The organism is Aliiroseovarius crassostreae, assembly GCF_025137635.1.
Classification (GTDB): domain Bacteria; phylum Pseudomonadota; class Alphaproteobacteria; order Rhodobacterales; family Rhodobacteraceae; genus Aliiroseovarius; species Aliiroseovarius crassostreae.
The window spans coordinates 620,653-633,307 of record NZ_CP080772.1 but is presented as its reverse complement, the minus strand read 5'-3'; the positions used below and the strand labels follow the sequence as shown (position 1 = coordinate 633,307).

Genomic DNA, 12,655 nt, shown 5'->3' with positions numbered 1-12,655 from the left:
GAGGGGCATTTGACCCTCTTTTTTTGTGCTGCGCTCATCCCGTTTTGCAGTCTCAGCAAAAAGGGCACGGGGTGTCCCCCACGCCCGTGCGGTCGCCACGTTGACAGATGGGTCAGACCTCAACCGCCTTGCTTTCAACGGCTTTCGGACCATTGATTTCAATCTGGCGTGGTTTCAGGGCTTCTGGCACCTCGCGGGTCAGGTCGATATGCAACATACCATGTTCATGGCTGGCCCCGGTCACCCGCACATGATCAGCAAGGTGGAAGCGACGTTCAAAGGCACGGGTGGCAATGCCACGGTGCAGATAGGTCCGATCGCCATCTTCAGGGAGTTTCTTGGCCGAAATCAGCAGCGCATTTTCCCGCACTTCAACGCTCAGCTCATCTTCTGAAAACCCGGCAACGGCGACGGAAATACGCCAGGCATCGTCATCGGTCTTTTCAATATTATAAGGGGGGTAGCTGTCACGGCTGCCTTCGTTGGTCAGCACGCGGTCCATCAGGTCGGCAATTTGATCAAATCCAACCGTGGCACGATACAGCGGAGTCAGGTCAAAATTTCGCATAGGGTGTCCTTTCCAAAAGCGACATCAGATTTGCGCCTTCCCTTTTGGGACAGGCAGAACACAGGCCCGCCACTGCGGCACCTGTAATCAGGATGTAGGCGTGTTTTTATCGCTTTCAAGAGGTGGCTGAGCACCCTCAGGGGCGGGCAAATTTTGCCCCGCCACCCCGGTTGGGCTCCAGCTCCAGTCGCCGCACATTGGGGGTGGATGTGGTCTCGACCTGCTCAAACATCCCATCACCGCGTGCCAGAATGGATTTCAGCTCAGCCAGCGGTGCTTCGAGATTGGTGCCGAGGGACACGGGGATATCGCGCACCATGGCTTTGGCTGAAATTACCGACACAATACGCGGCTCGCCATTTTCCACCACAAAGACAGGTGCGCCGGAAGAGCCGAAATCCACCTCGCAGGACATGACAAGCACACCGGACTGGCGTGCCAGAACCTGGCAGGTTTCCTGCAGAGCCGGGCTTTCGGCACGATCATGCGCATAAGAGACAACACCAACCTCCGCGCCTTTGCGCGGACGGTGGAGCGTTGCAAACGGCTTGACCGAAGATTTTCGGATGGGTTGATCCAGTTCCAGCAAGGCAAGGTCATTGACCACCCTTGCCGCATTGTTCAGATCCTTGAAGGCAAATTTCGGATGAACAAGCGCACGACGCACCCCGCGATAGGCCGACGCGCGCCCATTGCGCCACCCGGCCAGAAACTCGATTTCATCCGCTTCATATTGCCGCCCGGTCACCTTGTCGAACATGCAATGGCCCGCCGTCAGAACCAGGTTTTCGGAGATCAGTGCGCCGGTGCAGAAACTGTCGCCTGCCATATTCAAACGCCCGACAGCTTCCCAGCCCCGGCTGTCATCACCGGTCATCAGTTTCTGCAGAGGGGATGGATCGGATGCCCCAAGCGGCCCTGTGAACCACAGCACCACCGCGACAAACGCGAATAGTTTCTTCATGTCTTTGCCTCAACCGGGGCATTGAGTGCCCTCTCATAGGGGCAGCTTAGGGGCAAACTCTGTCTCAGGAAAACCCAAAAACGTTTAAAGCGGGTTAAAGAGCAATTAATTTCCGAGGTTGTGGCCCACCAGTTGCCCAATCCAGAAGCTCAACCGTATGCACAACCGGCACCTCGGTTCCCGAACCAATCTGCAACATGCAGCCGATATTTCCCGCCGCAATCACCTGCGGCGCCCGCGCTTCAAGCGTTTCGATTTTGCGCGCCTTCAATTGTGCCGAGATGTCAGGCTGCAAAATATTGTAGGTTCCTGCGGACCCACAGCATAAATGCGGATCCTTGGGGTCAACCACCTCAAACCCGGCCCGTTCAAGCAAACGTCTCGGAGGTGTTTTGACCTGCTGGCCATGCTGCAGCGAACACGCAGAATGATAGGCCACCCGCAGGCCCATTTGTCGCTCTGGAAGCTCAAGTTCCATCAAAAGTTCGGTCACATCACAGGCCAGTTCAGACACTTTGGCCGCATCCTCTGCCAGCGGTGCGTTGCGAAACATATGGGCATAGTCCTTCACCGTTGTCCCGCATCCGGATGTGTTGATGACAATTGCGTCCAGCCCCTCCGTATCATGTTCCGCCATCCAGGCCCGGATATTGCGCGCCGCCTGAGCGCGGCTATCCTCCTCCTTGCCCATATGGTGGGTCAGCGCACCACAACAGCCCATGTCGCGGGCAATCACCACCTCACACCCCAATCGGGTGAGCAACCGGATGGTCGCATCATTGATATCCGTATCCAGCGCCTTCTGCGCACATCCGGTCAGCAAGGCGACACGCTTCCTGCGTGCGCCCTTCGGCGGGAACACCTGCGGCTGATCATTGGCAGAGGGGCGTGGCAGTTTCGGCGGCGCCATCTCCAACATTGCCCTGAGACGGGGATCCGGCAGGAGGCCACGCAAGGGGCGTCCCGCCCGCGCCAGCGTCATCGCTGTGCGAAACCGGCGGGGAAAGGGGATGATCCTTGCCAGCGCCCAGCGCAGCAGCCGATCCAGAAACGGGCGCCTGTAGGTCTTTTCGATATGAACGCGCGCATGGTCGATCAGATGCATGTAATGCACCCCCGACGGGCAAGTGGACATACAGGCCAGACAAGACAGGCACCGATCCACATGTTCCACGGTTCTGGCATCCGCTGGCCGCCCGGCCTCCAGCATATCCTTGATCAGATAGATCCGCCCCCGCGGACTATCAAGCTCATCGCCCAGAACCTGATAACTCGGGCAGGTCGCAGTGCAGAACCCGCAATGCACACAGGCGCGCAGGATCTCATTGGCCCGTTCGATGGCAGGATCCTTCAACTGCTCTTCGGTAAAATGCGTTTGCATCTCAGCCCCCCATCAGGCCGGGGTTCAGCACCCCGTTTGGATCAAATCTCTTGCGCAGGGCAGCACTTATGACCGCAAGCGGCGCAGGCTCTGGCGGAAAGACAGGCACCTTTGCACGCGTCGCGGCCGACGCCCGGACCAAAAGCGCATGACCGCCCAGACGGTTCACTTCGGATCGGATCAGCGAGGCAAACGCCTCTTGCCCCTCATCAACACGCATCCAGACAAGCCCCCCGCCCCAGTCATACATCACCTCCGGTTCGATGGATGCCAGCGCGCGCACCAGACCCGGCCCATCCGAAGGTTTCACCGAGATGCGCCAGACCGCACCGGGTTTATCAGCAAACGGCGTCACCTGACGCAGTTCCTCCCAACGGCGAGAGGAAGCCTCTCCCTCCACCAGTTCAAACCCCCGCAGCACCCCCTGTTGAAGCGCGCGCGCACGGTAGGCAACCGAAGCGGCCAAGCCCTCGATACGCACCCGCGCTTCACCGCCAACACAGGCCGCCCCGGTCACGTCATATGGCGATCCCAAAGCAGCAGACAGGCGCGCCACCGCCTCTGCGTCACGCAATCCCTGCCCAACCAGTGTGACCTCTGCTTCCGGCAGAGCCTGCACTTTCAGGCTCACTTCGCTGAGAACACCCAGCGTGCCCCAGGATCCGCACAGCAGCTTGACCAGATCATAACCAGTGACGTTTTTCATCACCCGGCCACCGTTCTTGATCACCCGACCACACCCATCGACAAATCGCACCCCAAGGCAATGATCCCGCACCGCCCCCGCCTGAATACGCCGTGGCCCTGAGCTGTTTGACGCAACCACTCCACCAATGGTCGATGCCCCTTCCACGCCCAGAAGGGTCTGAAAATCCGAATGTTCGAACGCCAGACGCTGCCCTTCTGACGCCAGCAACGCCTCGATCTCTGCCAGCGGCGTCCCCGCTTGCGCCACAAGCGTCAAAGCACCGGGTTCATAAAGCGTTACCCCTGTCAGCCCCGCGACGGACAGCGTTTCCCCTTCCACCGGCGCCCCGATCCCCCGGGTGCCGCCCCCCTGAATGCGCCAGGACGCGCGCGCGCCTGCCAAAATCTCGGCCAGATCAGCCTCAGTCTCAGGTGTCATCATCTTTTTCTTGTCCCAAATATCCCGGGGTGAGGCCGAATGGCCGAGGGGCAGCGCCCCTTATTCCACTCCACCTTCCGCGCGCCGGCCGGCCGTCAACGCAAGGGGGAAAACTTTCGCAGGGTTCAGGATCCAACCTGGGTCGAACACATCCTTGACCGACATCTGAGCCTCAAGATCCACGGCTGAATACTGCACCTCCATGAGGTCTCTCTTCTCCACGCCCACACCATGCTCTCCGGTCAGGCACCCCCCCACTTCGACACAAAGGCGCAGGATATCCGCGCCAAATGCTTCGCATTTTTCAAGGTCCCCGGGTTTGTTGGCATCGAACAGGATCAGTGGGTGCATATTGCCGTCCCCCGCATGGAACACATTTCCCACACCAAGCCCGTACTCCGCGCTCATCTCGCCAATGCGTTTCAGGACATAGGGAAGTGCGCTGACCGGTATGGTCCCATCCAGACACATGTAATCATTGATCTGCCCCATGGCGCCAAAGGCCGATTTGCGCCCCAACCAGATCCGCGCGCTTTCCTCAGACGAGCCGCTTTCACGGATCTCCACCGGATCGTGGCGACGCGCGATCTGGATGATGCGCGACAGCTGATCATCGATCTCGCCCTCCGATCCTTCCACCTCGATGATCAAAAGCGCCTCGCAATCGGGGTAACCTGCGCCCGCGAACGCCTCGGTGGCACGAATGCAGGGCCGATCCATGAACTCAATCGCGACGGGCAGGATCCCGGATTTGATAATGTCCGAAACACAGGCCCCCGCGACCTCATTGCTGTCAAAGCCAATCAGAACGGGCCGCGCCCCTTCCGGGCTGGCAAGAATGCGCAGCGTTGCTTCGGTCACGATGCCCAGCTGGCCTTCGGAGCCGCAGATCAGCCCCAGAAGATCCAGCCCCCCCGCATCCAGATGCGCGCCCCCTATCTCAACCACCTCACCATTGGCCATGACCATCTTCACCCCCATCAAGTTGTTGGTGGTGACACCGTATTTCAGGCAATGGGCCCCGCCGGAATTCATCGCAATATTTCCTGAAATGGCACAGGCCAGTTGCGATGACGGGTCCGGGGCATAGAAAAACCCGTGTTCCTCAACCGCAGCGGTCACCGAGAGGTTGGTGCGCCCGGCCTGCACCCGGATAAAACGGTTGTCGTAATCCGTTTCCAGAACCTCGTTCATGCGCGCCACGCCAAGCACCACGCTGTCCGCTGTCGGCAGGGATCCCCCGGCCAGGGACGTGCCCGCCCCACGGGGCACCACCGGCACACTCTCTTCAAAGCAGATCGTCATCACAGCGGCCACCTCTTCGGTGGATCTGGGCAGAACGGCACAAAGCGGTGGGCATTTATATGCGGTTAGCGCGTCACACTCATATACGCGAAGTTCTACCGGTTCATGGATGACGCCCTCGTCCCCCAAGGCCGATTGCAAACGCCTGACAATCCTGGCCTTGCGGCCAAGCACGCTGTCATCTGGTTTGGGCATATCCATGGTGGTTCTCTCGGCTGGCTTGCTGCACTGATTGGTAAGAAAATATAACCAATCAGTGCAGCAAGCAAGAGCGCGCACCAATATTGAGGCTTTTAAGGCGCAAAATTCCGGTTGCAGCTGGGTGGGCCACCTACACACCGATCCAGATCCCGAAGTGTCAGCCCGACCGGCGGCGCCCTTCCAGCCACCAGGCCAGTATCACTGCGCCTGCGACACTCAAAAGCCACAGCAGCGCAGGCAGCACAGGCCGCAACCGCAGATCCCGGCGAAGATAGGCGTTGCGTGGCTGGTATCCGATCCATCCCCGCCCGGACACCACGTCCCCGGCATCTATCGCCCGCAGCCTTGGCAACCCGGTTTCGAGCAACCAGACCCTGCCGAGCCTTGCCGGAAGAACGCCCTCCAACGCGTCCGGAGAGACCAGCGGCTGGGCAAACTCTTTTGGTGCCGCCGCGCCATGCACCGCGACCGCCGTCATGTCCCCCTGCGAGAACCGGTAGACGCCTTGCGCGCGCCCCTCAGCCGCGTCCCCCTCCCCGGAAAGCTGCGCCATGAAACGTCCCGGCCCGTCCGGTTGCATCAACATTTCTTGCCTCTCCCCTTCCGGCGTTTGCACAAATAAGGGCTCCGGCGTGTCAGCAAGGGTCTGCCGGGTGACCACGATGCCCCCGTCTTCGGTTTCCCGAACATTCAGCGCCTCTTCCTCAAGCTCCGGCTCTCCCATCATCCAATGGGCGAGCCGCCGCAAAAGCTCCAGTTGTGGCCCGCCTCCGTCAAACTCCCGCGCCCAGAGCCAGAGCTGATCGGTGGCAATCAGCGCCACACGCCCCTCGCCTGCGCGGTCCAGTGCCAGCAAAGGCCGCCCTGCGGGAGACTGGAGAACCACCTGCCCGCTATCTTGCGCAACCTCCAGATGGCGCAGCCACTTTCCCCAGGGGTTGTCGGTGGGCGTATCGGTGGGCGTATCGGATTGCAGCGCCCGGGTAACCGGGTGGCGCTGGCCCAGCCCTGTCACTTCCGGGCGCATCGCTTCGTTGATCACAAGACCGGTTGGTCGGGCCGGCAGGACCTCTCCGAGAGGGGAGCGGGACAGGCTTTCCGCGCCGGCAAATTCCGGGCCGGCCGCAACCAGCACCGCCCCGCCGCGGTCCACGTAATCGCGCACGCTTTCCAAATAGTATCCCGGCAGGATTCCCCGCAGCCGATAACGATCGAAAATGATCAGGTCAAATTCGTCAATCTTGTCGATGAAAAGCTCCTGCGTCGGAAAGGGGATCAGGCTCAGCTCATTTACCGGCACCCCGTCCTGCTTGTTTGGCGGGCGCAGAATCGTGAAATGCACCAGATCGACAGAGGCATCTGATTTCAGCAGATTGCGCCAGGTGCGTGTTCCGGGGTGAGGTTCGCCAGACACCAGCAGCACCCGCAACCGATCACGGACTGCATTGATACGCAACGCCGCCTGATTGTTTCGATCCGTCAACTCGCCCTCAAGCGGCACGAGTTCAAGATGCACCACGGTTTCACCTGCATGGTCGAGGTTGACGGGAAGCTCCATGTCTCGTCCCACCGGGATGATATGGCGGCTTGGTGCGGCCCCATCGACAGAGAGGCGCAGCTCGGCCGGCCCTTGCTCGAAAGGCCCCAGCGCCTCAACCCTCAGCTGGATCACCGCAGGCTCTCCTGCCAGGGCAAATCTCGGCGCCCGCAGGATGGTCAGGCGCCGATCCCAATCCGACTGCCGACCCGTTTGCAGAAGATGCACCGGCACGGAAAGCGCGCTCAGGCGCGCGGCAGCGGGTTCAAAATCCTGAAGCCCCCCGTCGGAAACGATCACCACCCCCGCCAACTGTGCCAGCGGCAGGGTCGCAAGCGCCTCATCCAACACGGGCATGAGCAACGTGCCCTCGTCACCGGGCGCGGTCGGGATCACATACTGCCGCAGATCAAGCTGGGCGGCACCGGCGGCCTGCCCAAGCCAGCCCAGCGCCTGTGCCCGCATCTGGGCCCGGTCACCAAGGCTTTGCGATGCGCTTTCATCAGACAGCACCAACAGAATATCCGGCAGCGGATCACGGGTTTCCTCTTGCAGTTTCGGCCCCGTCAGCATCACTCCCAGCGCCAGCAGCGCAAGGGCGCGCAGCGGCCATCCCGGCAGTCTGCGCCAGACCACCACGGCCAGAAACACCACGCCCAGCACCGCGAGAAATGCCAGCCACGTCCATGGCAAAAGGGGTGCAAACAGGATCTGCAAATCGGGAAAAGGGTCGTTCATTGCCCTAACCTCTGCAAAAGCGCCGGGACATGTACCTGATCGGATTTGTAATTTCCGGTCAGCACATGCATCACCAGATTGATCCCGAACCGCAGCGCCATTTCGCGCTGACGCTCGCCGGCATAGCCGCGTCCCACCGGCAGGATCGGCCTTCCATCGGGACGTATGGCCCAGGCCCCCGCCCAGTCATTTCCACCAATAATCACAGGGGTCACCCCGTCATTGAGCAGGCGAAATGGCATCCCCTCCACCTGCTCTGCCCCGCGCGAAGCGGCCTCGGCCCAGACCGGACCACTGTGACGACCGGGGAAACTGTCGATCAGGTAAAAGCTCCGTGTCAGAACATGATCGGGCGGGATCGGGTCGAGGGGCGGCAGGGACAAAGGGGCCGCCAGATCCTGCAATTTCCGCGTCTCTGCCCCGCCGCCGCCAAGGCCTGCATCACGGGTGTCAAACAAGATCAGCCCCCCCGTTGCCAGATATTGCGCCAACCGATCATAGGCCGATGCGGATGGCAGGGGTTGCTGCTCTGAGACCGGCCAATACAGCAGCGGAAACACTGACAGCTCATCTTGCTCAAGATCCACCCCGACCGGGGCGGCGGGTTCAACCGAACTGCGCGCAAACAAAGCCTCGGACAAGCCCATCAGCCCCGCCTGGGCCAGCCGGTCCAGATCGGCATCCCCCGTCAGCACATGTGCCAGCGTCACCTCGGCGGCGGCGCGGGCCACCTTGCCACCATCAGCCTCGCCTGCTCCCGCCCCCTGCGCGCGCGCAACATCAGGCACCGCCACAAGCGCCGCCCCGGACAAAATCACGGTCAGGATGAAGACCCGTGGAACATCCCGGGCCGCTGCCCTTACAGGGGTTTGACCAAAAATCCGGCCGGAGACCCAGAGCGTCGCGATCCCATCCAGCAAAATCAGCAAGAACGCCACCAAAAGCACCTGCCCGGCGAATTCCCGTGGGCCGGTCTCACCGCCCCAATGCGGCACGATGCGCGATGGCCATTTGGCGGGCAGAAGCTCGGTGTCTGACGACACGGCGTTGATCACACTCTGCCGTGCATCACTGACATAAAGCCCGGGCGGCGTGTTGCGCCCCACCTTCCCCGACAGGGCCAGGGCCATCTCCTGGCCATTGATCACGAGCGGGGGCTGTTTGCTCTCAAGCTGTCCAAAGGCGTTCAGGGCGACGTCCATCTGCCAAAGCGAGGTCTGTAAATCCTGCAGGTCACCCTGCTGCGAGGTCAGGGGCTGCGTTGCCGTGGCCGAGGTCAGGCGCTCCAGCATTTCGACAAACAGCCCGGACAGAACCAGATTGGACCATTCAGCATTTGCCCCGACATGGAACAGCACCACCTGCCCCGCCCCTATCAGCTTGCGGGTCACAAGCGGCGTTCCATCGGACAGGCGTGCCAGAACGCGCTCGGCCAGATCGGGGCCGGGTTCCGCCAGCACCTGCCGCCGGACACTGACATCCTCAGGAACGCGCAGCCCGGCAAAGGGACCATCCGCGGGGAAAGGGGCCAAGTGCTGCGGGGCGCCCCAGCTCATCGCACCGCCCACGGCGCGACCGCTCCCCCGCAGGCGCACCGGCAACAACAGCTCTTCCACACGGCGCGCGCCCTCGGCCGTCGCAAGACGGGGACCTGCGAACCGCAATAGCAGCCCGCCCTCGGCCACAAACTCTGCAAGCGCGCGCTGATCCGGTTCCGGGATCAACGGCACATCGGGCAGAATAATCACATGGGGGCTGGCCCGCAGCGCGTCTTCCAACCGCTGGGCTTCGACGATTTCGGTTGTCGGTTCCAGTGCGGCGCGAAGGAAATGATCCGGCCGCAAAAGCGCAAGCGTTTCGCTGTCCTGCGCGCCAAGCAGGGCGACCCGGCGGCGGGTCAGCCCCTCTCCTACCAGTGACACCTGCCCGGCTGAGCGCCCCATTGACGCCCCTGCCCCCTCCTCTGACACTTCGAACCGTTGCACCCGGTGGCGCAGTTCTGGTGGCAGGGTCAGGCGGATCGTGGCCTGCCTGTTGCCCGCGACAAATGCCACGTCTTCACTGTGCAGAAGGCGGAGCTGCCCCAGGGGATCACGGCCAAATGCCTGCAGTTTTGCCGACAGGCTGGGCCCCGCGGGGATACGAAGCGCGCGCAGGTGCACCTCGTTTCCGTCCAGCACCGCCGGGGCAAGCGCCAGAACCGTTCGCTCAGGCTGCATCACCTCAACCGTGCCACGTGCCTCTCTCAGCGCAAGCGCCTCGCCGCGCCCTGACCGTACCACCCCGTCAGAGATCCAGACCGTGTGCCCCTCGGGCAGGGCTGCAAGGGTGGACAGCGGGTATGCCCCGTCCCATGGCACGGGTGTCATTGTCGCCAGCCGTTCCCGCCAAAAGGCGGCAGGTGCCAGAGCGGGCAGGGTTTCCTGATCGGACAGGGCAATCAACGCCACCTGTCCAGCCTGCTCAGCCTGTTGCAGGATCTTGTCCACGGCGGCCACGCGCTGCGCCCAATCTGCGGCAGCGGGCCAGAAACTGTCGATCACCACAATCAGTGGCCCCTCAGCGCTGCGAGGTTTGTCCGGCGACAGAACCGGCCCCGCAAGGCCGACAATCACAAGGGCCAGGGCCAGCAGGCGCAGCAAGAGCAGCCAGAGCGGCATTTTACGCGCCTCTACCCGCTGATCCGAAAGGCCAAGCAGCAACGTGACCGCCGGAAAGCGGCGCCGGATTGGCGCGGGCGGTATGGCCCGCAACAGCCACCACAGGGCAGGCAGCCCCAACAGGGCCATCAGCAACCATGGTGATGCAAACCCCAGCGCGCCCATTACGCCCCCCCTTCCAATGCACGATAAAGCCACATCAGCACTGCGGCAGGGGCATCGTGGGTGATATGGCCATGATAGACCCACCCGGCCTGACCACAGGCGCCGGACAGCAGGGTTTTGCGGGCTTTCAACCGCGCCTGATACGCGTCGCGCAGATCAGCAGCCTCCTGTGTTTCATACCGGGGGCTGTCCATCATATCCATGAACAGGGTGCGCCCGGTGTATGGGAAGTGTTCTTCTGCCGGATCCAGCACCTGAAGGAAGGCCCCTTTCACACGGGCCTGAGCGGCCTGCTCCAGCGCGCCCAAATAGGTTTCCGGGTCCGCCAATCCATCGGTCAGGATCAGCGCACGGGCGCGGCGTGGAAAATGGTCTGGCATTGCGGGGGCCATGGTCAACCCATCCAGTCGGGACGGCAGGCGCCCTTCTCCCAGCATGGGGGGGCGGGCTTCACCGACAAACCCCACCCGCTCCCCCGCACGCAGGAACAAAAGGGCCGCGGCAAGGGAAATCAGCTGTGCGCGCACGCCTTTGCTGGGCAGGTTTCGCTCTGAGCTGAACCCCATCGACGCCGCAGGATCCACCCAGATCATCACTGTCTGGGCTGCCTGCCATTCCCGGTCACGGATAAAAGCCTGATCCGAACGGGCCGAGCGACGCCAGTCGACCCGATGCGCCGGGTCGCCGGGCTGGGCCATGCGAAACTGCCAGAATGCATCCCCCTGCCCCGCCCGCCTGCGCCCGTGATCTCCGAGCTGCACCGTATCTGCAAGGTGACGGGCCGCCAGCAGAAGTGAGGGCAACCCCTCGGTCAATTGCGCAGCCGCGCGCAATTGGCCAGAGGTGCCCGCGGCGGTCATGCGGTTGCCCCGATATGGGCCAGCACCGTGTCAATCAGGTCGGAAAGCACCACCCCTTCTGCCCGCGCCCCATATCCAAGCGCCATACGATGGCTTAATACCGGGCGCGCCAGGGCGTGCACATCCCCCGCATCCGGGGCCAGCCGCCCATCAAGAGCCGCGCGGGCCCGCACCAGAAGCATCAGCGCCTGCGCGGCCCGTGTTCCCGGCCCCCAACTGACCGCCTTTTTCAGCGCCTCTGGTGCGGTCGGGTCATCCGGGCGACAGGCGCGCACCAGATCCAGGATCATTTCGACCACACTGTCACCGACCGGCATCAGACGGATCAGTTCCTGAGCCCGGAGAAGCTCCTCTTGTGTCAGGATCCGGCGCGTCGCGGTTTCGGCCTCACCGGTGGTGGCCAGAAGGATCGCACGCTCATCTGCGCGATTGGGATAATCAACATCAATTTGCAGCAAGAACCGATCAAGCTGCGCTTCGGGTAAGGGATAGGTGCCCTCCTGCTCAAGCGGGTTCTGGGTAGCCAGCACATGGAACGGGGCGGGCAGCGCATGGGTGTGGCCTGCGACCGAAACCTCACGTTCCTGCATCGCCTGCAACAGGGCCGACTGGGTGCGGGGGCTGGCGCGATTGATCTCATCCGCCAGCAAAAGCTGACAAAAGACAGGACCTTTTACAAACCGGAAATGACGTCGCCCATCATCCCCTTCTTCAAGCACCTCGGCGCCAAGAATATCGGCGGGCATCAGGTCCGGGGTGAATTGAATGCGACGATCACGCAGCCCCATCACCGCACCCATGGTTTCAACCAGTCGGGTTTTCCCCAATCCGGGCAGCCCAACCAACAGCGCATGCCCGCCGGCAAGAAGGGCTGCAAGCGCCTGTTCCACCACCAGATCCTGACCAATGATCTGGCGCGTGATTTCCCCCTTTGCAGAGACGAGCTTCTCGCCCAGCGCCTCCAGCTCAGCCACGATGCCGTGGTCGGAAATACCCTGATCCATGAACCCTCCCTTTCGTGAAAATGTCGCAGCAAAACAATTGGGGCAGCTGTCGGTGCTTCATCTTGATCCGCAAACACTTTAAAGCGTTTCGGGATAAACTTGTGACACATGGTTATTCCGAAACGCCCATAACTTTGATATCTCTT

At 62.1% G+C, this 12,655-nt stretch carries 9 protein-coding genes; all 9 read right to left on the bottom strand.

Features of this window, described 5'->3' with window-relative positions; genetic code table 11:
• Nucleotides 1-112: 112 nt before the first annotated feature.
• The 9 genes from K3J57_RS03070 to K3J57_RS03030 all read right to left on the bottom strand — a co-directional run bounded on the left by K3J57_RS03070 (nt 113) and on the right by K3J57_RS03030 (nt 12,509).
• Nucleotides 113-568 carry an Hsp20 family protein gene (locus K3J57_RS03070; protein WP_259786287.1) on the bottom strand — a complete coding sequence of 152 codons (456 nt, stop codon included), beginning with the start codon at nt 566-568 and terminating at the stop codon, nt 113-115.
• 136 nt (nt 569-704) lie between these two features.
• The gene (locus K3J57_RS03065) at nt 705-1,532 is read right to left on the bottom strand and encodes a trypsin-like serine peptidase (RefSeq protein ID WP_173485360.1); all 828 of its coding nucleotides are present in this window, start codon (nt 1,530-1,532) and stop codon (nt 705-707) included.
• Between the two features lie 94 nt (nt 1,533-1,626).
• Nucleotides 1,627-2,913, bottom strand: a complete 1,287-nt coding sequence (glcF, locus tag K3J57_RS03060; protein WP_259797039.1) for a glycolate oxidase subunit GlcF — start codon at nt 2,911-2,913, stop codon at nt 1,627-1,629.
• 1 nt (nt 2,914) lies between these two features.
• Complete coding sequence (locus K3J57_RS03055) at nt 2,915-4,039, bottom strand: FAD-binding protein (RefSeq protein WP_259793981.1); 1,125 nt, start codon at nt 4,037-4,039, stop codon at nt 2,915-2,917.
• Nucleotides 4,040-4,099: 60 nt separating this feature from the next.
• Nucleotides 4,100-5,545: an FAD-linked oxidase C-terminal domain-containing protein gene (locus K3J57_RS03050; protein ID WP_259797038.1), complete on the bottom strand. Its 1,446-nt coding sequence runs from the start codon at nt 5,543-5,545 to the stop codon at nt 4,100-4,102.
• Between the two features lie 157 nt (nt 5,546-5,702).
• Complete coding sequence (locus tag K3J57_RS03045) at nt 5,703-7,820, bottom strand: hypothetical protein (protein WP_259793979.1); 2,118 nt, start codon at nt 7,818-7,820, stop codon at nt 5,703-5,705.
• On the bottom strand, nt 7,817-10,645 hold the full coding sequence (locus K3J57_RS03040; protein WP_259797037.1) for a DUF4159 domain-containing protein: 2,829 nt from the start codon (nt 10,643-10,645) through the stop codon (nt 7,817-7,819). The genes K3J57_RS03045 and K3J57_RS03040 overlap by 4 nt, the downstream gene beginning before the upstream one ends.
• The gene (locus K3J57_RS03035) at nt 10,645-11,505 is read right to left on the bottom strand and encodes a DUF58 domain-containing protein (RefSeq protein WP_259797036.1); all 861 of its coding nucleotides are present in this window, start codon (nt 11,503-11,505) and stop codon (nt 10,645-10,647) included. Before K3J57_RS03035 ends, K3J57_RS03040 begins: the two co-directional genes overlap by 1 nt.
• A complete protein-coding gene (locus K3J57_RS03030; RefSeq protein WP_259786279.1) occupies nt 11,502-12,509 on the bottom strand; it encodes an AAA family ATPase in 1,008 nt (335 codons plus the stop codon). Before K3J57_RS03030 ends, K3J57_RS03035 begins: the two co-directional genes overlap by 4 nt.
• Nucleotides 12,510-12,655: the final 146 nt, after the last annotated feature.

Bases quoted from the DNA above. Each gene is read 5' to 3' on its own strand.
- K3J57_RS03045 (WP_259793979.1), bottom strand. From the start codon at position 7,820: ATGAACGACCCTTTTCCCGATTTGCAGATCCTGTTTGCACCCCTTTTG.
- K3J57_RS03065 (WP_173485360.1), bottom strand. From the start codon at position 1,532: ATGAAGAAACTATTCGCGTTTGTCGCGGTGGTGCTGTGGTTCACAGGG.
- K3J57_RS03050 (WP_259797038.1), bottom strand. From the start codon at position 5,545: ATGGATATGCCCAAACCAGATGACAGCGTGCTTGGCCGCAAGGCCAGG.
- glcF (WP_259797039.1), bottom strand. From the start codon at position 2,913: ATGCAAACGCATTTTACCGAAGAGCAGTTGAAGGATCCTGCCATCGAA.
- K3J57_RS03030 (WP_259786279.1), bottom strand. From the start codon at position 12,509: ATGGATCAGGGTATTTCCGACCACGGCATCGTGGCTGAGCTGGAGGCG.
- K3J57_RS03055 (WP_259793981.1), bottom strand. From the start codon at position 4,039: ATGACACCTGAGACTGAGGCTGATCTGGCCGAGATTTTGGCAGGCGCG.
- K3J57_RS03035 (WP_259797036.1), bottom strand. From the start codon at position 11,505: ATGACCGCCGCGGGCACCTCTGGCCAATTGCGCGCGGCTGCGCAATTG.
- K3J57_RS03040 (WP_259797037.1), bottom strand. From the start codon at position 10,645: ATGGGCGCGCTGGGGTTTGCATCACCATGGTTGCTGATGGCCCTGTTG.
- K3J57_RS03070 (WP_259786287.1), bottom strand. From the start codon at position 568: ATGCGAAATTTTGACCTGACTCCGCTGTATCGTGCCACGGTTGGATTT.